This window comes from Citricoccus nitrophenolicus, from assembly GCF_047305825.1.
Lineage (GTDB): Bacteria > Actinomycetota > Actinomycetes > Actinomycetales > Micrococcaceae > Citricoccus > Citricoccus nitrophenolicus.
Map to the genome: position 1 here is coordinate 556,552 of NZ_CP063070.1, position 23,065 is coordinate 579,616.

A 23,065-nucleotide genomic window follows, 5' to 3' on the forward strand; every position below is an offset into this window, starting at 1 on the left:
GCCCCTACCAGGCGAGTGCCTGGGCCCGGCGGCGGATCTCCGTCTTGCGACCCTCTCTCAGCGCGTCCACGGGACGGCCCGGCAGGGTCTCGTCCTCGGTGAAGAGCCACCGGATGGCCTGTTCATCCGTGAACCCTGCGTCCTGGAGCACGGACAGGGTCCCCTTGAGCGACTCCAACGGACCGGATTCCGTCAGGAACAAGGTGGGAACGGCCCGAGCCTGCCGTTCACCGACCTTCGCGGCCAGGAGGCGACCCTCCCCGACCATGTTGTGGACCCGGGTCACCGGGATGTCCCATTTCTCGGCGAGGTCGGGGAAGTACTCCCAGTCCCCCACCAGGGTCTCGAGTGCTGGTTCCTGCGGTGCGTCGTGGTTGCGTGCGGCGGTGTTCACCGGTCCAGCCTAGCGACCGCGCCGACCCTCCGGTGCCGTCCTGCCGCTGTGGACCGGAGCCATCGCGCGTGAACGCGCCTGGATGCGCATAGACCGCGGCGTCCACTGTCCACGCGCAACGCGCCGTTGTTGCCAAATCGTTACCAATTGGATTCCCTTCTGTAACTGCCTTCAGGTACGTTTACATCTGTCACATTTTCATTACAGGCATCATCTGTCAGGTCCGTCATTCTGTTCACTTGAGCGGACAGGAGGACCAGTTGGTGCAGCACCTTTAGAGGAAACCCCACATGACTGAACGCCGCACCGGAACACCACGCCTGTTGAAGTCCGCCCTGGCCACCACGACCCTGCCCCTCGTGGTGTTCGGGTCAGGGGCCATGGCCGCACCGGCCCTGGCCGATGCCCCACGTCAGGCACTCACCCCCCGTTCTGCCTCCCCGGTCAACATCGAGACGGCACAGGTGCGCCTCGCCTCGGCCCAGCTGGCGAGCAGCGTGCCCCTCTCGCTCACCGGGGCCACCGTCACGGCTGCGAAGACATCCGGCACCTACACGGTCAAGTCCGGCGACACCCTCTACGGCATCTCCACCCGGCATGACGTCAGCCTGTCCACCCTGCTGAGTGCCAACGGACTCACCTCGTCCTCGATCATCCACCCGGGGCAGAAGCTCAAGCTCTCCGGGTCGGCCGGTTCGTCCTCCTCGTCCGCCAGATCATCCTCGGCCGCCACCTCCTCCTACACGGTCAAGTCCGGCGACACCCTCTCCGGCATATCCACCCGGCACGGCGTCAGCCTGTCCACCCTGCTGAGTGCCAACGGACTCTCCTCGTCCTCGATCATCCACCCGGGCCAGAAGCTCAAGCTCTCCGGCTCGGCCGGTCTCGTCCGCGGTCCCCTCGCTCCTCGCCATCATCCTCGGCCGCCACCTCCTCCTACACGGTCAAGTCCGGCGACACCCTCTACGGCATCTCCACCCGGCATGACGTCAGCCTGTCCACCCTGCTGAGTGCCAACGGACTCTCCTCGTCCTCGATCATCCACCCGGGGCAGAAGCTCAAGCTCTCCGGGTCGGCCGGTTCGTCCTCCTCGTCCGCCGGATCTTCCTCGGCCGCCACCTCGTCCTACACGGTCAAGTCCGGCGACACCCTCTCCGGGATCGCCACTCGCAACGGCGTCGGGCTGTCTGCCCTGCTGACGGCGAACGGACTGTCCTCCACCGCGATCATCCACCCGGGCCAGAAGCTCAAGCTCTCCGGCTCGGCCACCTCAGCCGGCACGCCGGCCCCGGATGATCTGGTGCCGAACACCTTCCTGCACTACACATACCCGGACCACATCGTCCGGGATGCCAACGCGAACAAGCGTGCCCTGCTCGACGCCGGTGTGCCGTCCCGCTCCCAGATGCAGGCCATCGTGGCGGACACCGCCCGGAAGATGGGCGTGGATCCCTCGCTGGCCCTGGCCCACGCGTTCACGGAGTCGAGCTTCAACCACGCCTCCGTGTCCCCCGCCAACGCCATCGGCACCATGCAGGTCATTCCCTCCTCGGGCGAGTGGGCCTCGGACCTGGTGGGCCGCAAGCTCAACCTGCTGGACCCGGAGGACAACGCGGTGGCCGGCGTCGCGATCATCCGTCAACTGCAGCGCACGGCGGGTTCCCTCGACATCGGGGTGGCCGCCTACTACCAGGGCCTGGGCGGTGTGCAGCGCAACGGGATGAAGGAGGACACCAAGGACTACGTGGCCAAGGTCAAGAACTACATGAAGAGGTTCTGACCCCTCCCGGGTCCCGGGTCGGAGCGCGGTCCCGGTCTACGCTGTCATGGTGAAGGAGTACCGAGCCGACCCCATGAACGGAACCGTCATCGAGGGACGGTACGAGGTCCGCCGTCGACTGGCACGGGGCGGCATGTCCACCGTGTACCTGGCGGTGGACCTGCGTCTGGACCGAGAGGTCGCCCTCAAGGTCCTCTACCCACACCTGGCGGAGGACCCCGAGCTGGTCGAGCGCTTCGAACAGGAGGCCAAGACCGCGGCCCGGCTGTCCCATCCGCACGTCGTCAACGTCCTGGACCAGGGCGTCGACGAGCACCCGGACGGAGACTTCGCCTACCTCGTCATGGAGTACGTGCCCGGCTACACCCTGCGCACGGTCCTACAGCGACGCCACGTCATGACGCCGCGCGTGGCGCTGGCCTACCTCGAGGCCATGGTCGACGGTCTGGCTGCGGCGCACAGTGCCGGACTCGTCCACCGGGACATGAAGCCGGAGAACGTACTGGTCTCACGAGACGGACGGATCAAGGTCGCCGACTTCGGTCTGGCACGGGCCACCACCAATTTCACCGGGACGGGTGCCGCCCTCGTGGGCACGGTGGCGTATGTCTCCCCTGAACTGGTCAGCGGCTCCCCCGCCGATGAACGCAGTGACGTCTACGCCGTGGGGATCATGGCGTACGAGATGCTCACCGGCGGACAGCCGTTCACAGGGGCCTCCCCCATCCAAGTGGCCTATCAGCACCTCAACCGCGACGTGCCGGCCCCCTCGACGGCGGCCCCCGGCCTGTCGGCCGACCTCGACCACCTGGTGCTCTGGTCCACTGCACAGCAGGCTCGCGACCGGCCCGCGGACGCCAGCGTCCTGCTCGCCGAGATCCGTGCACTGCGCTCCTCCCTCGCCGACGAGGATCTGGACCTCGAGATCTCCTCCGCCCCCTCGACCGACGGGGAGACGGACACTGGGACCGGTGGTGAGACCGAGGCGCTGTCCCCGGCGCTGGGCCAGGACACGGCCTTCTGGGACGCCGGGGTGGAGGACGACCTCGATCCGCAGGACGACGCCACGGCCACGGATGTGGTGGACCCGGGTGACACCACGGTGTTGCCCTCGAGCAGTCACCAGCACACCACCGTGCTGCCGCAGGCGGAGGACGCCTCTGCCGCCGGTACGGCCCATCTCGACGGTGCTGCCGGGACGACGGCGGATCCCCGGAACCGCCTGATCCCCGCGGCACCCTCCTCCGGGCAGCGGACCGTCTCTCCCCGCCAGCGCCGCCGGCAGGAGACCCGCCGGGCGAAGACCCCGACGGAGGACCTCGGGCGCCCGAACGGCCAGAGGATGTGGTGGTGGGCCGCCGTCGTCGTGATCATGACCGCGCTGCTGGTCCTGGCCGGGTGGTTCTTCGGCACCGGCCCCGGTGGAATGGTCACCGTCCCGAAGATCGAAGGCCATGACCGGGCCTCTGCCGTCAGCGCCCTGGAGCAGACCGGGGTGGGCTACGCCCTGACGAGCGTCCACCATGACGTGGTGGCCCGTGACAGCGTGATCTCCACCGAGCCGGTCGGCGGCACGGAGATCAGGCGCTTCAACACGGTCCTGGTCACGGTCTCCCTCGGGCCGGAGCTCTTCACCGTCCCCGATGTGACGGGCCTGGACCGGCAGCAGGCAGAGTCCGAACTCCGTGAGCAGGACCTGGCGATCGGTGTCGTCTCCGAGGACTACTCGGACGCCGTGCCGCTGGGCGCTGTGCTGAGCCAGTCCCCCGAGGCCGGGGAGGCACTGCGGCGCGACCGTCCGGTCGACGTGGTGATCTCGGCCGGGCCCGAACGGGTCACCATCCCGGACGTGACCGGGATGACGCTGGACGAGGCCACCGCCGCTCTCGAGTCGGCGGGCCTGCAGGTGGAGGTCAGGAAGATTCTCGGCGGCCTCCTCGGCGGCCGAGGACGGGTCCTGAACCAGTCACCCGGGGCCGGGGAACAGACCGCGCCGGACTCCCCCGTCACGATCCACCTCCCGTAGGCCCCGGGGACGGCCCGTCAGGCCCTACGGCCCCGGCTGGACAGGGCCTCGGTGACCAGGAAGGCCATCTCCAGGGACTGCTGGTGGTTCAGCCTCGGATCCACGAGCGTCTCGTAACGGTCCGCGAAGGCCGACTCGTCGATCGGGTCCGAACCGCCCAGACATTCAGCCACGTCGTCACCGGTCATCTCCACGTGCATCCCGCCCGGGTAGGTCCCCGCGGCGCGGTGGACCTCGAAGAAGCCCTGGACCTCATTCATCACATCATCGAAGCGGCGCGTCTTGTAGCCGTTGGCTGCCGTCACGGTGTTGCCGTGCATCGGATCGGTGACCCAGAGCGGCTGAGCGCCGGAATCACGGACCGCCGCCACCACGGCGGGCAGGTGGTCCCGGATCTTGTCCGCGCCCATGCGGGTGATGAACGTCAGCCGCCCGGGCTCACGCTCGGGATCGAGCTTCTCGATCAGGGCCAGGGCGTCTTCGGGGCGCGTGGTGGGTCCGAGCTTGACACCGATGGGGTTGCGCACCCTGGACAGGAAGTCCACGTGAGCCCCCTCCAGCTCCCGGGTGCGTTCGCCGATCCAGAGGAAGTGTCCCGAGGTCGAGTACGGCAGCCCCGAACGGGAGTCGATGCGCGTCAGGGCCCGCTCGTAGTCGAGCAGCAGGGCCTCGTGCGCGGTGAAGAAGTCCGTCCGGCGCAGGGCACCGAAGTCCACGCCGGCAGCGTCCATGAACCGCACGGCGCGATCGATCTGCCCGGCCATCTCCTCGTAGCGCGAGTAGGCCGGGTTCTTCATGAAGCCCTGGTTCCAGGCGTGGACGGACCGCAGGTCGGCGAACCCGCCCTGCGTGAAGGCCCGCACCAGGTTCAGCGTGGCGGCCGAGGTGTTGTAGGCCTGCACCATCCGCTGCGGATCATGCCGACGGGACTCCGGCGTGAAGTCGAAGCCGTTGACGATCTCACCGCGGAAGGACGGCAGGGTGACGCCGTCACGGGTCTCGGTGTCTGAGGACCGGGGCTTGGCGTATTGACCGGCCATCCGGCCCATCTTGACCACCGGCAGGGACGCTCCGTAGGTCAGGACCACGGCCATCTGCAGGATGGTCTTGACCTTGGCGCTGATCTTGTTGGCCGTGGCCCCGGCCAGGGTCTCGGCGCAGTCGCCGCCCTGGAGGAGGAATGCCTCACCACGGGCCGCGGCAGCCAGCTGGGCGCGCAGCTGGTCAACCTCACCGGCGAACACCAGCGGCGGTGCCGAGGAGAGCTCTGCCAGGGCAGCCTTGAGCTCAGCGGGGTCCTCCCAGCTCGGCTGCTGGGAGATCGGCTTCGACCGCCAGTCATCCAGGCCGGGATAGTCGGCAGCACCGTTGGACTGCGCTGAACCGAAGGCCGGGAAATCTGTGGTGGGATCCGAAATCATGGTTACAGAGTACGGAACGATACCTCCCGGCACGCACGTGTGACGGGACCCGATGTCACGGACTACTGCCGGCCCGTGGCGCGGGTCTTGGCGGTGGCGGCGTAGACGTCCACATACTCCTGGCCGGAGAGACGACGGATGGCCTCCACGATCTGGTCCGTGACCAGGCGCTCCACGAGATGGTCTCCGGCACGGTCGTAATACTCGGAGAAGTCCAGGGGCGCCCCGAAGATCATGCCCACGCGCCGGATGCTCGGGATCGTCCGCCCGATGGGCTGGACCTTGTCCGTGCCGATCATGGCGGTCGGCACCACGGGAACCCGCGCATTGAGGGCCAGCTTGGCCACGCCGAGCTTGCCGCGGTGCAGACGGCCGTCCGGGCTACGGGTCCCCTCCGGATAGATCCCCAGGAGCTTGCCCTCCCGGAGGACGTCCAGTCCGGAGTGCAGCGAGGCCAGGGAGGCCTTGCCCCCGGCCCGGTCCATGGGGAGCTGGTTGGTGGCCTCGAAGAACTTGCGGGTCATCCAGCCCTTGGGGCCGGTGCCCGTGAAGTACTCCTTCTTGGCCAGGAAATGCACCTGGCGGTCCAGTTGTGCCGGCATGAAGATCGAGTCTGACACCGAGAGGTGATTGCTGGCCAGGATGGCCGCACCCTCCTGGGGGACGTTGTCCAGCCCCTTCACCCACGGACGGAACAACAGGTTCGTCACGGGGGCCACCACGAAGGTCTTGGCGAACCAGTAGAACACGGCAGGGGTTCCTCTCGGGAGGTGTCACGGCAGATCGGCACCATTCTAAGGAGTTCCGGTCCGGAAGCTGACGCTACTGTGGGAACCATGGATCCCCAACAGTCGCCGCAGTTCCTGAGCGGTGCCCCGGACGGCACCCTCGCCCGGGGCCGCGGCCGCACCGGCGTGGCCCTGTTCCACGGCTTCACCTCCGGCCCGGTCTCCGTGACTCCGTGGGCGCGCGCCCTGGCCGCCGCCGGCGCCGACGTCGAGGTACCCCTGCTGCCGGGGCACGGCACCCGCTGGGAGGACCTGGAGGAGGTGACCGCCACGCAGTGGCGCGATGCTGCCCGCCGGACCGTCGACTCCCTGCTGGCCACTCACGATCACGTGTTCGTGGCGGGCCTCTCCATGGGTGGGGCACTGGCCCTCGACGCCGCGGCACACCGCCGCGTAGCCGGCGTCGTGGTGGTGAATCCCGCCCTGAGGTTCGGCTCTCCCCTGGCCCCGCTGGCCGGATGGCTCAAGTACGCAGTACGGACCGTGGAGCCAATTGCCAATGACACTGTCATCCCGGACGCGGACGAGCACGCCTATCCGCGGACGCCACTGGCCGGCGTCCAGCAGGTCGGACGCCTGCAGAGCACGGTCCGGCGTGAGCTCGCCGGCATCACGGCCCCCGTCCTCGCCTTCCGCTCCACCACCGACCACGTCGTCCCGCCGTCCTCGATCACCTCACTGATCCGGGGCCTGGCCCCGGATCTGCTGTCCGTGCGGCCGTTGGAGAACAGCTATCACGTGGCCACGCTGGACAGGGACGCGCCGGTCATCCACGCAGAGTCGGTCGAGTTCCTGTCCGGGCTGCTCGATGGCCTCGAACTCGGTGGCCTCGAACAGGGCGGTCACCGTGGCTGACTCGCGGGACGATCCTTCCGATGGCCACTCTGATGACCATGCCGAAGACCACCCGGACGACCACCCGGAGCAGCAGCCCCCGGACCAGGCCGAGATCGACCGGCAGTGGGAGGGCATCGTCGCGGGGCTCGAGCCGCCGACCTCGGGCCCCCGCGACTACACGGTCGACGACGAGGACGAGGGGGAGTTCGTCCCTCCCGATCCCCCGGCGCTGGGATCCGGGCGGCCGGCCGTCGTCCTGAGCGCCGCAGGTCTGGCCGGCGGCCCGGTCGCCCTGCTCCTGGCAGCGCTGTTCTGGCCCGGCATCCCCGGCCTCGTGGTCACGATCCTCATCGTGGTGATGATCGCCGGAGGGGTCGGACTGTTCCTGTCCCTACCCCGGGACCGGGACCGCGGCGGCCCCTGGGGAGGCGACGGCGCCCAGGTGTGAGGGCCACCGCGAAGAACTAGTCCACGGCCGCGGCGGAGACGGACCAACCGGCGCGTTCGAGCGCAATGCCGGCCGCACCCACCCAACCCGCACTGTTGCCCCACGTCGCCACGGTCACGGAGGGAACGGGCCGGTAGTGGCCACCGGGCAGATGGCGCCCCAGCTCCTCCCGGGCCGGCGCCAGCAACAACTCACCCGCCGAGGCCACGCCGCCTCCGATGACGAAGCGGGACGGGTCCAGCACCGCGGCCAGGGTCGCCAGCCCGCGGCCCAACCAGCGCCCCGTCTCCCGCACGGCACGGCCGCAGTCGGCGTCCCCGGCCAGCGCCTCATCGATGGCGGTCCGTGCGGAGGCACGGCCGGCTCGAGTGGCGAGGGCCTCCGCGGAGACCAGCAGCTCCCAGCATCCCGTGTTGCCGCACGGACATGGCACCCCGGAGGGATCGACGGTCATGTGCCCGTACTCCCCGGCCATCCCCCACGCACCGACGTCCACCGCCCCGTCACGCACGAGGGCCCCGCCGATTCCCGTGCCGATCGCCACCAGGACCATCCGATCGGACCGGAGGCGGCCGTCGTCGCGCCCCGGCCCCGGCGTCAGCCGTGCCTCCGCCCAGGCCGCCGCGTCTGCATCGTTGACCACCGAGGGCAGGGGGACGGTCTGCGGGGATGGCCTGCCCGGCTCCCCGCCCGCCACCGGACGGTCCGTGAGCCGCGCCAGCGACTGCGCGAGGTCCTGCGGCAGGGGCCGGTCCCGCCAGCCCATCAGATGGGGGCTGAACAGCGAGTGGCCCGTACCGGGATCGATCCACGCGGCCGCCGAGACGCCCCAGAGCACCGGGACCTGTGGCCAGCGGGAGCGCAATTCGTGGAACAGCTCTCGCGCGGTGACGGCACACAGTTCTGACAGCGCGTCTCCGTCCGCCTCGACACGATGACGGACGCGGACCTCACCGGGACCGACGGCCTGGACCAAGGTCCCGTCGGCATGGAACAGGACGCCTCCCGCCTTCACGGCTCCACCGCCCACGTCCAGCCCGATGGCGGCCGCCACGGGCGACGCGATCGCCTCACCTCCGGCCACGTCCCCGCCTTCCTCCACCACCCCGCTCCCGCAAAGTTACCGATGGGTAGTATGATCACGATTGTGGCGCAAACCACACCCTGCCCGGGCTGGTCCTGTAAGGTCGAAAGACCCGGGCATCCTCGCCTCGAACTGGTCGGCACGCAGGGCCCCACGGGGGCGAAGAGCCGGCACCGTCTAGCACCAGGAGCGCACGTTGAAGGAATACATTACCCCTCCCATGGTGGAGGTCCCCCGGGAGACGAACATCACCGACCTGCTCGAACAGCAGGTGCTCACGGCCCCCCAACGTCCACTGTTCGCCCGCCAGACGGCTCCCGGCCAGTGGACCGATGTGACCTCCTCTGCGTTCCACGAGGACGTCCGAACCCTGGCCCGCGGCCTCGCCGCCGCCGGGCTCCAGGCGGGCGACCGCGTCGGCATCATGTCCCCCACACGCTACGAGTGGACGCTGATGGACTTCGCCATCTGGTACGCCGGGGCCGTGACCGTGCCGATCTATGAGACGTCCTCCCCCAGCCAGGTGGCCTGGATCGTGTCCGATGCCGACGTCCGGGCCGTGGTGTGCGAGTCCGCCCGCCACCGTGGCGTGGTGGACACGGCCATCCGCCAGGAGCAGCTGGAACCGCTGACCGGCGGCTGGCTCATGGAGGAGGACGGGCTGGACGAGTTGCGGGCCCTGGCCGCCCAGGGCCCGGATGAGGCCCAGATGGAATCCCGCCGGACCGCTGCGAACCTGCCGGACCTGGCCACGATCATCTACACCTCCGGCACCACCGGCAAGCCCAAGGGCTGCGAGCTGAGCCACGGGAACTTCGCCGAACTGAGCCTGCAGACCCTGGGCTCCGGCCTGGGGGACATCGTGCGCCCGGACAGCAGCACCGTGATGTTCATCCCGCTGGCCCACGTCTTCGCCCGCTTCATCTCGGTGCTGGCCGTGGCCGCCGGCGCCAAGGTGGGGCACACCTCCGACATCAAGCAGCTGGTCCCAGACCTGCAGTCCTTCCGCCCCACCTTCCTGCTGGCCGTTCCCCGCGTCTTCGAGAAGGTCTACAACTCGGCCAAGATGAAGGCCGAGGCCGGCGGCAAGGGCAAGATCTTCGCCGCCGGAACCCAGACGGCCATCGACTACTCCAAGGCCCGCGCCGAGGGCAGGGTCCCCCTCGCGCTGCGTGCCAAGCACGCCCTGTTCGGCAAGCTGCTCTACGGCAAGATCCGAGATGCCATGGGCGGTCGCGTGGAGCACGCGGTATCCGGCGGCGGCCCGCTGGGTAGCCGACTGGCCCACTACTTCACCGGTATCGGACTGAACATCATGGAGGGCTACGGACTCACGGAGACCACCGCCCCGGTCACCGTGGGACGGCCCGGGGAGGTCAAGATCGGCACGGTGGGCAAGCCGATCCCGGGCAACGGCATCCGCATCGCGGACGACGGCGAGATCCTCGCCCGCGGGGTCTGCTTGATGCGGGGCTACCACAACCGCCCGGACGTGACCGAGAAGGAGATCGTCGACGGCTGGTTCCACACCGGGGACATCGGCTCACTGGACGAGGAGGGCTACCTCACGATCACTGGGCGCAAGAAGGAGATCATCGTCACCGCCGGCGGCAAGAACGTGATTCCGGCCCAGCTGGAGGACCAGATCCGTGCCGACGCGCTGGTGTCCCAATGCGTGGTGGTCGGTGACGGCCGCCCCTTCATCTCCGCCCTCGTCACCCTCGACTCCGAGGTGCTCCCGGGCTGGATGAAACAACAGGGACTGCCGGCAGACACCCCGGCCGAGGAACTGACCACGCACCAGACCGTGGTGGACCACGTCCAGAAGGCCATCGACCGAGCCAACGGCTCGGTGTCCAAGGCAGAGTCCATCCGCTCGTTCCGGATCGTCCCGGTGGACTTCACCATCGAGTCCGGGCAGTTGACCCCGTCCCTCAAGCTCAAGAGGAACGTGGTGCTGAAGGACTTCGAACCCCTGGTCGAGGAGATCTACTCCCAGCCCAAGCCGGCCTAGCCCGCGGACGGCGGACGTCCCGGACTCCGGCTGGTTACAGCCACCCGGAGTCCGGGACGTCCAGTCCGAGCAGGGCATTCTCCACGACCTCGCTCAGGGCGGGGTGGATCCAGTACTGGCCGCGGGCCATGGAATGGGCATCCACCCCGAAGCTCATGGCCTGCACGAGGGACTGGATCAGGTTCGGCGCCTCGTGTCCCATCAGGTGTGCTCCGAGCAGCTGCCCGGTCTGGCGGTCGGCGATCAGCTTGCAGATCCCGGTGGTGTCCTCCATGGCCCAGCCGTAGGCGACATCACCGTAGTCCTGCACCTTGACACTGATCCGGTCGCGGCCGTACTCGGCGGCGGCCTGCTCCTCTGTCAGCCCGGCGGCGGCGATCTGGGGACGGGAGAACACGGCCGCAGGCACCGGCCCGAGGGTGTTGGCCCGCAGGTCATTCGGGTGCTCGAGGTTGTGGGCCACGATCCGCTGATCGTGGTTGGCCACGTGCTTGAGCTGGTGGGGACTGGAGATGTCCCCCAGAGCCCACAGCCCCGCGACCGGCTGACCGCCGGAGAGCAGCCGCTGGTACTCGTCCACGCTCAGGCGTCCGTCGTCCTGCACATCCAGCCCAGCCGCCGAGGCATCCAGCCGATCGGTGTTCGGGACCCTGCCGTGCGCGATCAGCACCGCATCTGCGTCGATCTGTTGCGTGGCCCCCGCCGGGCCGTCGAGATGGACGGAGACCCATCCGCCCCGGCCGTCCTCGATCCGAGACAGGGTCCAACCGGTCCGGAGGTCCCACTGCTGAGCGGCCAGTTCGGTGAAGCGTGCCGAGATGGTCTCGTCATGATGGCGCAGCAGCTTGGGAGAGCGGTTCACCTGGACCACAGAGGAGCCCAGACCCGAGAAGATCGAGGCGAACTCGGCGGCGATGAATCCGCCGCCGAGCACCACGAGCTTCTCCGGCAGCCTTGGGACACGCATGATGGTGTCCGAGGTGTGCACCTGCGGCCGGTGGATGCCGGGCACCTCCGGAAGCACCGGTCGGGATCCCGCGGCCACCACGATCTCCTCGGCCTCCAGCACCCGGCCGCCCGAGGTGGTGAGCTGATGCGCGCCGGTGAAGCGGGCCTCCTCCGGGATGACGGTGGTGTGTTCGAGTTCGACGTCCCGGTAGTGGAGCCCCCCGGCGGAGATCGCGTCGATCCGGTAGAAGATCCGATCGCGGATCTCGGGCCAGTCCGCTCCGCCGAATCCCAGGTCCACGCCCAGGCGCGCGGCCTCCGCCGGGACGGCCGAGAGCGCGGCCGGGTACGCGAACATCTTCGTGGGGATGCAACCCCGGTTCAGACAGGTCCCCCCGAAGAGGCCGGAGTCCACGATCGCGACTCTCCGATCATCCCAATACGGGGTGACCAGGGAGTTTCCGGATCCTGAGCCGAGGATGATCAGATCGAAGGTTTCAGTGCCCATGGGCCCAGACTACGGCCCACGGGCACTGATCCCGTGCTGAGGTCACTCGACGACGAGCAACAGGTCCCCGCCCTCCACGGGAGTGGTGCCGGACAGCACCACTCGGGACACCGTCCCGCCGACCGGGGTGGTGATGGCCGCCTCCATCTTCATGGCCTCGATGGTGGCGATGGTTCCGCCGGCCTCCACTGCGGCTCCCTCCGCGACCGTCACCGTGACGGCCCCCGCGAAGGGCGCGGCCACCTGGCCCTGGACGGCCGGGTCAGCCTTCTCGGCGGCACGGACCGTGGACTCCACGGAGCGGTCCCGCACCGTGATCTGGCGGGCCTGGCCGTTGAGGGTGACCATGACGGGGCGCACGCCCTTGGCGTCCGGCTCCCCGATCGCCTGGAGTGTGGCCAGGAGTCGGACGCCCTTGCCGAGGGAGATCACATGCTCCTGTCCGGCGACCATGCCGTACAGCCAGTCACGGGTGTGCAGCACGGAGGTGTCTCCGAACTCGGCCCGGTTCTCCTCGAACTCCCGGGTGGGGCCGGGGAAGAGGAGGCGATTGAGCGTGGACTGCCGCTCGACACCGGGGGTGGACAACGACGCGCGGTCCTCGGCTGACAGTTCAGCTTCCGGGCGGCGCTGGCCCCGGTTCTGCAGAGCACGGCCGCGGAACGGCTCGGGCCAGCCGCCGGGCGGGTCTCCCAGTTCACCGGAGAGGAAGCCGATGACGGAATCGGGGACGTCGAACTCCTGCGGGTTCTCCGCGAAGGCCTGCGGGTCCACGTCCATGCCCACCAGCTGCAGGGCCAGGTCGCCCACCACCTTGGAGCTCGGCGTGACCTTGACGATGTTGCCGAGCATGGCGTTGGCGGCCTCGTACATCGTCTCGATCTGTTCGAACCGTTCGCCCAGCCCCAGGGCTATCGCCTGCTGACGCAGGTTGGAGAGCTGGCCACCGGGAATCTCATGGCGGTAGACGCGGCCGGTCGGTGCGGAGAGACCGGACTCGAAGGGCCGGTAGATCTCCCGAACGGTCTCCCAGTACGGCTCGAGGCCGGCCGCCCGGTCCAGCCGCAGGCCCGTGTCCCGCTCGCCGTGCTCCAGGGCGGCCACGAGGGCTGACATCGGCACCTGGCTCGTGGTGCCGGCCATGGAGGCCACCGCGGTGTCCACGGCGTCCACCCCGGCGTCAGCCGCTGCCAGCAGGGTCGCCAGCTGACCGCCGGCCGTGTCATGGGTGTGCAGGTGCACCGGGAGGTCGAACTCGCTGCGCAGCGCCCCGACCAGCTCTCGCGCAGCCTGTGGTCGCAGCAGACCCGCCATGTCCTTGATGGCCAGGATATGGGCGCCGGCGTCAACCATCTGCCGGGCCAGGTTCACGTAGTAGTCGAGCGTGTACAGCTTCTCGTCCGGGTCCAGCAGGTTGCCGGTGTAGCACAGGGCCGCCTCGGCCACGGCGGTGCCGGTGGCCCGGACCGCCTCGATGGCGGGAGTGATCTGCCGGACGTCGTTGAGGGCGTCGAAGATGCGGAAGATGTCCACCCCGGTGGACGCGGCCTCCTGGACGAAGGCGTTGGTCACCTCCACGGGGTACGGCGTGTAGCCCACGGTGTTGCGGCCACGCAGGAGCATCTGCAGCGGGATGTTCGGCAGCTCATCCCTCAGCAGGCGCAACCGGGCCCACGGGTCCTCGGCCAGGAAGCGCAGCGCCACGTCGTACGTCGCCCCTCCCCAAGCCTCCACGGAGAACAGCCCCGGCAGGGTGTGGGCGAGGGCGGGTGCCGCCGCCAACAGGTCCCGGGTCCGGACCCGGGTGGCCAGCAGGGACTGATGGGCGTCGCGGAACGTCGTGTCCGTCACGGCCAGCTCAGTCCGGGAACGCAGTTCAGCGGCGAAGCCCTCCGGGCCCTTCTGCAGCAGGATCTGCCGCCATCCGGCCGGCGGCTGGCTGGCCGAGGGGCCGTCGAAGGGGCTGCGGTCCGGCTCCTCGGTCTTGTCCCCGGGGAAACGCGGTAGCTTGTCCCGGGGGTCGATCCCGTCCACTCGAGGCCCGTACGGCTGGTTGACGGTGACATCCGCCAGGTACTGCAGCGCCTTGGACCCACGGTTCCGGCTGCGGTTGACCTGGGCCAGTTCCGGGTGGGTGTCGATGAAGTCGGTGGCCACGTCTCCGGCGATGAAGCTCGGGTCATCCAGTACGTTCATGAGGAACGGGATGTTGGTGGAGACACCGCGCACGCGGAACTCGGCCAGGGCGCGCCGAGTGCGGCGCACCGCCGTGGGGTAGTCCCGGCCGCGGCACGTGAGCTTGACCAACATCGAGTCGAAGTGGGGGCTGATCTCGGCCCCCGTGTAGATGGTGCCACCGTCCAGTCGGACGCCGGAGCCGCCGGCCGAACGGTACGCGGTGATGGCGCCCGTGTCCGGCCGGAAGCCGTTGGCCGGGTCCTCGGTGGTGATCCGGCACTGCATGGCGGCACCGCGGATGTGCAGGTCCTCCTGGTGGATACCGAGCGCGTCCAGGCTGTGGCCGGCGGCGATGCGCAGCTGGGAGGCCACGAGGTCCACATCAGTGATCTCCTCCGTGACGGTGTGCTCCACCTGGATGCGAGGATTCATCTCGATGAACACGTGCTGTCCGGCCCGCTCACCGGCGGTGTCCACGAGGAACTCCACCGTGCCCGCGTTGACGTAGTTCATGGCCCGGGCGAACTTCACCGCATCGGCGTACAGGGACTCACGGATCGAGTCGTCCAGGTTCGGGGCCGGCGCGATCTCGATGACTTTCTGGTGCCGCCGCTGCATGGAGCAGTCTCGCTCGAACAGGTGCACGGTCTCCCCCGTGGAGTCCGCCAGCACCTGGACCTCGATGTGCCGTGGACGCAGGACTGCCTGTTCCAGGAAGACCGTGGGGTCACCGAAGGCCGTCTCGGCCTCACGCATCGCGGCGTTGAGGGCGTCCTCCAGCTCGGCGGCCGTCTCCACCCGTCGCATCCCGCGGCCGCCACCACCGGCCACCGCCTTGACGAAGATCGGGAAGCCGATGCCCCGGGCCTGCTCGAGGAGCCACTCCACATCCGCGCTCGGATCGGACGAGGCCAGGGTCGGGATGCCCGCGGCCTTGGCGGCCCTCAGTGCCTGGACCTTGTTGCCGGTCAGGTCGAGGACGTCCGTCGGCGGACCGACGAAGGTGATGCCGGCCTGCTCGCAGGCCCGTGCCAGGTCAGGGTTCTCCGAGAGGAAACCGTAGCCCGGGTAGATGGCGTCGCAACCCGACTCACGAGCCACCCGGATGATCTCGTCCACATCGAGGTAGGCGCGGATCGGGTGGCCCTCCTCGCCGATACGGTAGGCCTCGTCAGCCTTCTGACGGTGGATCGAGTTCCTGTCCTCATAGGGGAAGACAGCCACGGTGCGGGCACCGAGCTCGTAGCAGGCTCGGAAGGCACGCACGGCAATCTCGCCACGATTGGCCACGAGGACTTTGCTGAACATGCCATCGGTCGTCCGAACGGACATAGGACCTCCTTGATGACCGGCGGATCCGCCGGTCCACGATCTGGCGCTGGTTGCGCTCCGGTAAACCACCCCGTTGTGGCTCACGTCACGCGCTAGTTTCGCACACCGCGGAGCCTCAACCTATGACCGCCGTCACATGACGGAACGGCACTAGACTGGAGCCCGGTCTCGAGACCAGCCCCCCGGCGACGGGGGCCCGATCCCAGCCCACCCCACCACAGTCAGGACTCCCCCACCGTGCAGATCATCTCCATCTCCAGCCTCAAGGGCGGAGTCGGCAAGACCTCGGTCACCCTCGGACTGGCCTCGGCCGCCCGAGCGCAGGGAATCCCGACGCTGGTGGTGGACATGGATCCGCATGCGGACGCCACCACCGGCCTCGGAGTCAAACAGGGGCAGAACTCGGACGACATCGGCACGCTCCTCGAACGGCCCCGACGCATCACCCTGGCCGACCACGTGATCCCGTCCGGCTGGCCGGACCTCACGGCCGGGGCCGCCGAGTCAGGCGCCGCTGGCAGCTCCAAGATCCTGGACGTGGTGCGCGGCTCCTCCCGGACGTCCCTCTACGAACGCCCCACCACCCGGACGCGGGAACTGAGACGCCTCGCCACGCTGCTGGAGTCCGTCACCCGGTATGCCCTGGTGCTGATCGATTGCCCCCCTGCCCTCAACGGGGTCACCCGGATGGCGTGGGCGGCCTCAACGGACGTCTTGCTGGTCGCCGAGCCCAGCCTGTTCTCCGTGGCAGGCACCGAGCGTTCTCTCCGGGCTCTGGACCTGTTCCGCTCCGAGTACGCCCAGGGGGTCCGTTCCACGGGAGTGGTCGCCAATCGCGTCCGCCCCTCCAGCACGGAACACCAGTTCCGGCTCGGTGAGATGGAGCGCATGTACGGTGATCGACTGCTCCCGGTGGCCATCCCCGAGCAGGGGAATTGGCAACAGATCCAGGGGGCCGCATGGCCGGTCCACGCCTGGCCCGGGGAGACTGCCGCCCAGTCCGCCCAACTCTTCGAGGAATTGCTCTCGGCCCTGCACCGACCTCAGGGTCGGCGCAGTCAGCGCCGCCACTGAACTGCGGGACGCCCTAGGAGGCCGACTTGCGGCGGGCGCGGCGTTCGGAGAGTTCGTCGCCGGGGAAGTCCTCTGGCGCTTCGGCCTGCAGCTGTTCGGAGGGAAGCTCGGCCAGGGAACCCTCGACCTCGCGCCACACACGGCCCACGGCGATCCCGAAGACCCCCTGGCCGCCCTGGACCAGGTCGATGACCTCGTCCGCTGAGGTGCACTCGTAGACGGAGGCGCCGTCGCTCATGAGGGTGATCTGGGCCAGGTCGTCCACGCCACGCTCCCGCAGGTGCTCCACCGCGGAGCGAATCTGCTGCAGCGAGACCCCGGTGTCCAGCAGGCGCTTGACGACCTTGAGGACGAGGATGTCTCGGAAGGAGTAGAGGCGCTGGGTGCCGGAGCCCTTGGCGCCTCGGACGGTGGGCACCACCAGTGCGGTCCGTGCCCAGTAGTCCAGCTGGCGGTAGGTGATGCCGGCGGCCTTGCAGGCGGTGGGGCCGCGGTAGCCCGCGCCCTCGTCCAGCACCGGCAGATCCTCGGTGAACAGCATGCCCTGCGCAGGGGTGCGCGGGGATGACACGTGATGCACGTCCGGGGACTGCCCGGCCTCGCCCTTCGGACTCACTGGAACCCTCCTGGTCATGGCTCCACACTGGGGAAGGAAGGTGCCCGGCGGCCCGGATCGGCGGGTAGCACCGGGCATCGGCCCGGCACCAGACCGCCGATCGGTGCGAATGGACCGATAGGCAATGTGGAACCTCTGCTCCTGACGGTATGCCGGTCCGGGTCCGGGGTCAAAGACCCGGCCGCCTTTCGTCGCTCGCGTGTCGTCTCACGCAGGCCCGGTCCGGGGCCGGTTCAGGACTGGCTGGGGCCGCCGTCGGCGAAGTCCTCTGGATCCACGGTGTCCAGGAACTCGCGGAACCGGTTCAGTTCGGCATCCCGCTCGGCCGCCCCGCCGACCCCCGCGACGGACTCGTCGACGCCGTCCTCCGGCTCCTCGTCCACGTCCTGGGCCTGATCCGGGTCAAGCCCTGCGGCCTCCAGGACCTCGGCCGCGCACAGCACCGGCGCCTCGGCCCGCAGGGCACAGGCGATGGCGTCCGAGGCGCGAGCGTCCACCCGCGCGCCGTTGCCCAGGACCAGCTCGGCATGGAAGACGGCTTCCTCGACCGAGCTGATGCGCGCCGCCTCCACCGTGGTGCCGGCGGCCGAGATGACCTCCACGAGGAGATCATGGGTCATGGGACGCGGTGCGGCGATGCCCTGCTGCCACAGGGCGATGGCACTGGCCTCGGGGGCGCCGATCCAGATGGGTACCAGGGTCCCCGTTCCCGGATCCTGCAGCAGCACCAAGGGCTGGTTCCCGGGCAGTTCGACGCGGACGCCGAGCACTGTCATCTCGATGTCCGGCAGGTTCATGGCCACATCCTCACGTGTCCAGGTCCGCCACCGCTGCGGCCACGAGGGCGCTGTGCAGTCCGAGGCACGCCTCACTGAGCTCCCGTGCGGCCTCGGCCCGGCGGGCCCCTGCCGCCGAATCCCTGCGCGTGGCCAGCGGCGCGGTGGCCTGTTCGATCAGACCCAACTCACGGTCCGCCGCCGCCCGGAAGGGGCGCAGGTGCCGCGGTTCCAGGCCGTGATCCGCCAGGATCACAGCGGACCGGACGGCCTTCAGGCAGTGCTCCGAATAGCGGCCGTTCTCATCGGCCGAGATCATGCCGTACTGCTCCAGGGACTCGAGCAGCCCGGACCCGGCACCCGAGATCCCTTGCAGTTCGGCCCGTGTGAGCGGCCGGGTGTGACCGGCCAGCTCCTGAGCCAGCTGATCCGAGACCGAGCGCGGCGTCAGGGTGAGCCCACCCGGCAGCGACTCCGGATGCTCTCCGCGGTCCACTGCATCCAGATAGTCCTTGATGACCTTCAGCGGAAGGTACTGGTCCCGCTGCAGGGCGAGGATGAAGCGGAGACGGTCCACGTCCGCGTCCGTGTACTTCCGGTAGCCCGCGGCCGTGCGGCGGGGCGTGACCAGGCCCTTCTCCTCGAGGAATCGGATCTTCGAGGCGCTGATCTGGGGGAAGTGCTCCTTGAGCTCGGCCAGGACCTCGCCGATGTTCATGACGGCGCGGTGCCCGCCTCCCGAGGCGGCCGGGGTGGCGGAAAGGGAGCGGCGGGAAGCTGCTGCGGTCACGAGGGTCCTCGGCCTTCTGTTCGGGAGCGGTCGTCTTCTTCGGCGGGATGGTGCCCGCAGTCCCGATCAGACGGCAGGTCGCTGAGTGCCGGCGTAGAACGTGAGACGGAACTTGCCGATCTGCACTTCCATTCCGGAGCGCAGGGCCACCGAGTCCACCCGGTCGTGGTTGACGTAGGTGCCGTTCAACGACCCGGAGTCGACGATCACGAATCCGCCACCGGAGCGGCGGAACTCCGCGTGCTTCCGGGAGACCGTCACATCGTCGAGGAAGATGTCCGCGTTCGGGTGGCGGCCGGCGGAGGTGGAGTCCTGGTCCAACAGGAACCGGGCCCCCTGATTGGGGCCCGCATGGGCCACCAGCAGGGCGGATCCCACGGGGAGGGCGTTGATGGCCGCCCGGTCCTCCGCCTCCAGCGAGCGGTCGGGCGAGCCACCCAGATCGGGCAGGCCGAGGCTGGTGGTCTGCGCCTCCGGTTCGGTCCCCGCGTTCCGGCCGTCCGGTGCTGGGGTCCAGTCCTGTGACATAGCTCCTCCGAGGATGAGTACGGCCGATCGCGGCGGACCCGCGGACCGTGGTGTTTTCGTGACCTGACTAGCCTACCTGCTGGCGGTAGGCGTCCGCATCGAGCAATCCCTGCACCTGGGCGGGGTCGGCGAGGGTCACGTCCAGGAGCCAACCCGCACCGTAGGGGTCCGAGTTGACCTGGGCGGGATCGGCCTCGAGGCCCTCATTGCGGGCCTTGACGGTGCCGCTCACGGGCGCGTACAGGTCACTGACGGACTTGGTGGACTCGACCTCACCCACGGTGGACTCGGCGGCGATCTCAGCACCGACCTCGGGAAGGTCCACATAGACCACGTCTCCCAGGGCGTCCTGGGCGAAATCGGTGATGCCGATGCGGACGACGCCGTCGGCGTTCGGACCGGACACCCACTCGTGCTCGGCGCTGTAGCGAAGCCCTTCGGGAATGTTGCTCATGGTTCCTCCAGATCACAGGTGAATGGTCCGGCCCCGGACAGGCCTCGCGGTACACCCTTGAGACTACTGGCGTGCGCCGCATGGCGCCAACGTCCCACCCATCCCCTCAATCCCCCTGTCAGTCCCCCTGCGCGACGACGGCCAGCACCTCCACGGTCCGGCGCCGATCCGCCGGCGGCACCGGCTCCAGAATGCGCCGCTGGACGCGATCGACGCCTCCGGCGACAGACGTCAGCAGGGCCCGGCCCGCTTCCGTCAACGAGACCAGCCGGGACCGGCGGTCCCCCGGATCCGGCTGCCTCCCGGCCCAACCGCGTCCCTCGAGCCGGCGGAGCACCGCAGAGGCGCTGGAGCGGTCCAGCGCAGCGAGTTCGGCCAGGACGGACTGGGGGGCCGGCCCCTGTCCGGCGAGGACGCTGAGCGCCGCGTACTGGGGGCCGGTGATGAGGGTGCCGAGCTCCTCCGCCCAGAGTGCCGTATGCCACTGCTGGGCCAGCCGGATCAGGTGGCCGGGACGGCGGTCCTGCACGGCGGCCCCGGCGGGGGCGAGCCGGGCCAGCCGGTCCGTGATCCACTGACGCTCCTCGTCCGACAGGGGGGCCAGGATCCGTTCCTGGACAGCCAGCACCGCCGGTGCCATTCCGGCCACGGCCACACGGGAGGGGGCGGGGAGGGTGACGACCCGGCGGCGGGCATCCCGTGGGTCACGCTCCCGCCGCAGCCAGCCCTGCTCCTCAAGTCGCCGGATCACCCCGGCCACCGTGGTCCGATCCAGCCCAGCGGCCACTCCGAGGGAGTGCTGGTCCAACGGACCGGCACCCTCAGCCTCCGCCGCCGCCACGGAGTGCACCACGGAGTACTGGGGCGAGGTCAGGATGCCACCGACCTCCTCGGCCCACACGGCATGGTGCAGCTGTTGGCACCTTCGCAGCACGTGTCCGACCAACTCGATCCCGTCCCCTGCCACCATGACTGCCCCCTTCCCACTGTTCCCCGTTGGTACTCAGTACACGGACCACCATACTGTGGTCTTGATCACCAGCGTGCTGTAGGCTCTTCACAGATTTAATCAGTACACGGATGATTAGCGTTCCGTCGAGGCCGAAGGAGCCCCATGCAATACCACCTGAACGGTTACCGCTATGGAGACCCCACCACCCACGAGGCCGCTGCCGGCCGTGACGGCGAACAGGGTCCCCTGCCGGATTCCGTGGACGTCCTGATCGTCGGCACGGGACCCGCCGGCACCGTGCTGGCCGCCCAACTCGCCGAGTTCCCGGAGATCACCACCCGGGTGGTGGAGCGCCGCCAGGGCCCACTGCCCGTGGGGCAGGCAGACGGCGTGTCCTGCCGCACGGTGGAGATGTTCGACGCCTTCGGGCTCGCCCCCACCCTGCTGAACGAGGCCTACTGGGTCAATGAGACCTCCTTCTGGGCCCCTTCCCCGTCCCATGCCGATGAGATCACCCGGACCGGCAGGATCCAGGACGTGGCCGACGGGTTGAGCGAATACCCCCACCTGATCGTGAACCAGGCGCGGATGCAGGAGCTGTTGTTGGAGAAGGCCGCCAAGTCCCCCTCCCGGCTCAGGGTCGACTATGGCTTCAAGGCCCTCGGCGTCGACGTGCCGGAGACACCGGAGGCGCCGGTCACCGTCACCCTCGAGGAGACGGACGAGGATGGCAGGGGCACCGGCACCATCCGGACGGTCAGGGCCCGCTACGTGGTGGGCTGTGACGGTGCCCGTTCCGCCATCCGCACCTCGATCGGCCGATCGCTGCACGGCGATGCCCAGAACCACGCGTGGGGGGTCATGGACATCCTGCCGGTCACCGACTTCCCGGACGTCCGCAAGAAGGCCGTCATGCAGTCCGCCTCCGGATCACTGCTCCAGATCCCCCGCGAGGGCGGACACCTGGTGCGCTACTACGTGGACCTCGGCGACCTGCCCGAGGGCGATCGCAGCGTCCGCGAGCGCACCACCTTCGAGGACATCCTCACGGCGGCCCAGAAGGCCATCCACCCCTACACCCTGGACGCCCGGGACGTCGCCTGGTGGAGCGTCTACGAGGTCGGCCAGCGGGTCACGGACGGCTTCGACGACGTGACGGCCCAGGACGTCGGCAGCCTGAATCCCCGCGTGTTCATCGCCGGAGACGCCTGCCACACGCACTCGGCCAAGGCCGGTCAGGGCATGAACGTGTCCATGCAGGACACCTACAACCTGGGATGGAAGCTCGCGGCCGTGCTGCAGGGCCGCTCGCCGGCGTCCCTGCTGGCGACCTACTCCGGTGAGCGCCAGAAGATCGCCGAAGAGCTCATCGCCTTCGACAAGGAGTGGTCGGCGATGATCGGCTCCAAGGCCGCCGACGTCTCGGCCAACAATGTGGAATCCCACTTCGTGGCCGGCGGCAGGTTCACCTCCGGGCTGTCCACCGTCTACGTCGAGTCCCTGCTGACCGGTGGCACCGGACACCAGGACCTGGCCAGCGGCTTCGAGGTCGGCACCCGGTTCCACTCGGCCCCCGTCGTCCGGGTGGCCGACGCCAAGCCGGAGCAGCTGGGGCACGTGCACGAGGCCGACGGCCGCTGGCGCCTGTATGCCTTCGGCGACGCGGCGGACATCGGGGCGGAGGACTCGGCCCTGCGCGCCCTGCTGCGGTTCCTGGACGAGTCCGAGCAGTCCCCCGTCCGACGCTTCACCCCGACCGGCCAGCCGGACGATGCGGTCTTCGACGTGCGCGCCATCCTCCAGCAGGATCACCACGAGGTCGACCTTGACGCCATCCCATCGTTCCTCCTGCCCGCCAAGGGCAGATTCGGCCTGCGCGACTACCAGAAGGTCTTCTCGGCGGAGAGGACCAACGGTCAGCTGCTCGGCAGGATCCCCGGGATCGAGGCCACCGCCGATGTCTACGACCTACGCGGCATCGACCGGCGGCGCGGCGCTCTCGTGGTGGTCCGCCCGGACCAGTACGTCGCCCAGGTGCTGCCCCTTCACGCCCACGCCGAGCTGGCGGAGTACTTCTCCTCCTTCATGCTCGACCAGGAGTGACCAGAGGTCCGTCA

General features: G+C 69.3%; 20 protein-coding genes. 8 read left to right on the forward strand and 12 right to left on the reverse strand.

Features of this window, described 5'->3' with window-relative positions:
- Positions 1-4: 4 nt before the first annotated feature.
- Entirely contained in the window at positions 5-394 is a 390-nt protein-coding gene (locus IMT31_RS02545; RefSeq protein WP_413543649.1) for an Rv2175c family DNA-binding protein, read from the reverse strand.
- 290 nt (positions 395-684) lie between these two features.
- On the opposite strand from IMT31_RS02545, the gene IMT31_RS02550 reads away from it, so the two are divergent.
- From IMT31_RS02550 to IMT31_RS02560, 3 genes are all read left to right on the forward strand, one after another.
- Complete coding sequence (locus tag IMT31_RS02550) at positions 685-1,404, forward strand: LysM peptidoglycan-binding domain-containing protein (RefSeq protein ID WP_413543650.1); 720 nt, start codon at positions 685-687, stop codon at positions 1,402-1,404.
- 290 nt (positions 1,405-1,694) lie between these two features.
- On the forward strand, positions 1,695-2,174 hold the full coding sequence (locus tag IMT31_RS02555) for a lytic transglycosylase domain-containing protein (protein ID WP_413543651.1): 480 nt from the start codon (positions 1,695-1,697) through the stop codon (positions 2,172-2,174).
- A gap of 46 nt (positions 2,175-2,220) precedes the next feature.
- Entirely contained in the window at positions 2,221-4,200 is a 1,980-nt protein-coding gene (locus IMT31_RS02560; protein WP_413543652.1) for a protein kinase domain-containing protein, read from the forward strand.
- A 17-nt stretch (positions 4,201-4,217) separates the two neighbouring features.
- Here IMT31_RS02560 and IMT31_RS02565 read toward each other — a convergent pair whose 3' ends face one another.
- Together IMT31_RS02565 and IMT31_RS02570 are read right to left on the reverse strand one after the other, a co-directional pair.
- Entirely contained in the window at positions 4,218-5,621 is a 1,404-nt protein-coding gene (locus tag IMT31_RS02565) for a class II 3-deoxy-7-phosphoheptulonate synthase (protein ID WP_413543653.1), read from the reverse strand.
- A gap of 62 nt (positions 5,622-5,683) precedes the next feature.
- A complete protein-coding gene (locus IMT31_RS02570; RefSeq protein ID WP_413543654.1) occupies positions 5,684-6,370 on the reverse strand; it encodes a lysophospholipid acyltransferase family protein in 687 nt (228 codons plus the stop codon).
- Between the two features lie 87 nt (positions 6,371-6,457).
- On the opposite strand from IMT31_RS02570, the gene IMT31_RS02575 reads away from it, so the two are divergent.
- Both IMT31_RS02575 and IMT31_RS02580 read left to right on the forward strand, forming a co-directional pair.
- On the forward strand, positions 6,458-7,264 hold the full coding sequence (locus IMT31_RS02575) for an alpha/beta hydrolase (protein ID WP_413543655.1): 807 nt from the start codon (positions 6,458-6,460) through the stop codon (positions 7,262-7,264).
- The gene (locus IMT31_RS02580) at positions 7,257-7,694 is read left to right on the forward strand and encodes a DUF308 domain-containing protein (RefSeq protein ID WP_413543656.1); all 438 of its coding nucleotides are present in this window, start codon (positions 7,257-7,259) and stop codon (positions 7,692-7,694) included. Before IMT31_RS02575 ends, IMT31_RS02580 begins: the two co-directional genes overlap by 8 nt.
- Positions 7,695-7,710: 16 nt before the next feature.
- Here the strand turns inward: IMT31_RS02580 and IMT31_RS02585 are convergent, their stop codons facing one another.
- A complete protein-coding gene (locus IMT31_RS02585) occupies positions 7,711-8,778 on the reverse strand; it encodes an ROK family protein (RefSeq protein ID WP_345356361.1) in 1,068 nt (355 codons plus the stop codon).
- Between the two features lie 196 nt (positions 8,779-8,974).
- Between IMT31_RS02585 and IMT31_RS02590 the strand changes: the two genes are divergently transcribed.
- The gene (locus tag IMT31_RS02590; RefSeq protein WP_413543657.1) at positions 8,975-10,792 is read left to right on the forward strand and encodes an AMP-dependent synthetase/ligase; all 1,818 of its coding nucleotides are present in this window, start codon (positions 8,975-8,977) and stop codon (positions 10,790-10,792) included.
- A gap of 34 nt (positions 10,793-10,826) precedes the next feature.
- Here IMT31_RS02590 and IMT31_RS02595 read toward each other — a convergent pair whose 3' ends face one another.
- The gene (locus IMT31_RS02595; RefSeq protein ID WP_413543658.1) at positions 10,827-12,248 is read right to left on the reverse strand and encodes a mycothione reductase; all 1,422 of its coding nucleotides are present in this window, start codon (positions 12,246-12,248) and stop codon (positions 10,827-10,829) included.
- A gap of 42 nt (positions 12,249-12,290) precedes the next feature.
- A complete protein-coding gene (locus tag IMT31_RS02600) occupies positions 12,291-15,734 on the reverse strand; it encodes a pyruvate carboxylase (RefSeq protein WP_413544358.1) in 3,444 nt (1,147 codons plus the stop codon).
- Between the two features lie 261 nt (positions 15,735-15,995).
- On the opposite strand from IMT31_RS02600, the gene IMT31_RS02605 reads away from it, so the two are divergent.
- Positions 15,996-16,832, forward strand: a complete 837-nt coding sequence (locus IMT31_RS02605) for a ParA family protein (protein ID WP_345356352.1) — start codon at positions 15,996-15,998, stop codon at positions 16,830-16,832.
- A gap of 13 nt (positions 16,833-16,845) precedes the next feature.
- Here IMT31_RS02605 and IMT31_RS02610 read toward each other — a convergent pair whose 3' ends face one another.
- The 6 genes from IMT31_RS02610 to IMT31_RS02635 all read right to left on the reverse strand — a co-directional run bounded on the left by IMT31_RS02610 (position 16,846) and on the right by IMT31_RS02635 (position 20,966).
- Positions 16,846-17,448 (reverse strand): MerR family transcriptional regulator, encoded by a 603-nt coding sequence (locus tag IMT31_RS02610; RefSeq protein ID WP_309810394.1) that lies wholly within the window; start codon positions 17,446-17,448, stop codon positions 16,846-16,848.
- A 233-nt stretch (positions 17,449-17,681) separates the two neighbouring features.
- Positions 17,682-18,245 (reverse strand): bifunctional nuclease family protein, encoded by a 564-nt coding sequence (locus tag IMT31_RS02615; RefSeq protein WP_345356344.1) that lies wholly within the window; start codon positions 18,243-18,245, stop codon positions 17,682-17,684.
- A 10-nt stretch (positions 18,246-18,255) separates the two neighbouring features.
- Positions 18,256-18,942 (reverse strand): MerR family transcriptional regulator, encoded by a 687-nt coding sequence (locus tag IMT31_RS02620; RefSeq protein ID WP_413544359.1) that lies wholly within the window; start codon positions 18,940-18,942, stop codon positions 18,256-18,258.
- Positions 18,943-19,080: 138 nt separating this feature from the next.
- Positions 19,081-19,542, reverse strand: a complete 462-nt coding sequence (locus tag IMT31_RS02625; RefSeq protein WP_345356341.1) for an FHA domain-containing protein — start codon at positions 19,540-19,542, stop codon at positions 19,081-19,083.
- A 67-nt stretch (positions 19,543-19,609) separates the two neighbouring features.
- A complete protein-coding gene (gene gcvH / locus IMT31_RS02630; RefSeq protein WP_413543659.1) occupies positions 19,610-19,996 on the reverse strand; it encodes a glycine cleavage system protein GcvH in 387 nt (128 codons plus the stop codon).
- Between the two features lie 118 nt (positions 19,997-20,114).
- Positions 20,115-20,966, reverse strand: a complete 852-nt coding sequence (locus IMT31_RS02635) for a MarR family winged helix-turn-helix transcriptional regulator (protein WP_413543660.1) — start codon at positions 20,964-20,966, stop codon at positions 20,115-20,117.
- Positions 20,967-21,110: 144 nt separating this feature from the next.
- Here IMT31_RS02635 and IMT31_RS02640 point away from each other — a divergent pair, with 144 nt between their 5' ends.
- On the forward strand, positions 21,111-23,051 hold the full coding sequence (locus IMT31_RS02640) for an FAD-dependent monooxygenase (RefSeq protein WP_413543661.1): 1,941 nt from the start codon (positions 21,111-21,113) through the stop codon (positions 23,049-23,051).
- Positions 23,052-23,065 lie beyond the last annotated feature (14 nt).

Coding starts and splice junctions, on each gene's coding strand:
- IMT31_RS02550 (WP_413543650.1), top strand. CDS start 685: ATGACTGAACGCCGCACCGGAACACCACGCCTGTTGAAGTCCGCCCTG.
- IMT31_RS02600 (WP_413544358.1), bottom strand. CDS start 15,734: ATGTTCAGCAAAGTCCTCGTGGCCAATCGTGGCGAGATTGCCGTGCGT.
- IMT31_RS02615 (WP_345356344.1), bottom strand. CDS start 18,245: ATGAACCTGCCGGACATCGAGATGACAGTGCTCGGCGTCCGCGTCGAA.
- gcvH (WP_413543659.1), bottom strand. CDS start 19,996: ATGAGCAACATTCCCGAAGGGCTTCGCTACAGCGCCGAGCACGAGTGG.
- IMT31_RS02575 (WP_413543655.1), top strand. CDS start 6,458: ATGGATCCCCAACAGTCGCCGCAGTTCCTGAGCGGTGCCCCGGACGGC.
- IMT31_RS02565 (WP_413543653.1), bottom strand. CDS start 5,621: ATGATTTCGGATCCCACCACAGATTTCCCGGCCTTCGGTTCAGCGCAG.
- IMT31_RS02625 (WP_345356341.1), bottom strand. CDS start 19,542: ATGTCACAGGACTGGACCCCAGCACCGGACGGCCGGAACGCGGGGACC.
- IMT31_RS02635 (WP_413543660.1), bottom strand. CDS start 20,966: ATGGTGGCAGGGGACGGGATCGAGTTGGTCGGACACGTGCTGCGAAGG.
- IMT31_RS02620 (WP_413544359.1), bottom strand. CDS start 18,942: ATGAACATCGGCGAGGTCCTGGCCGAGCTCAAGGAGCACTTCCCCCAG.
- IMT31_RS02560 (WP_413543652.1), top strand. CDS start 2,221: ATGGTGAAGGAGTACCGAGCCGACCCCATGAACGGAACCGTCATCGAG.
- IMT31_RS02640 (WP_413543661.1), top strand. CDS start 21,111: ATGCAATACCACCTGAACGGTTACCGCTATGGAGACCCCACCACCCAC.
- IMT31_RS02595 (WP_413543658.1), bottom strand. CDS start 12,248: ATGGGCACTGAAACCTTCGATCTGATCATCCTCGGCTCAGGATCCGGA.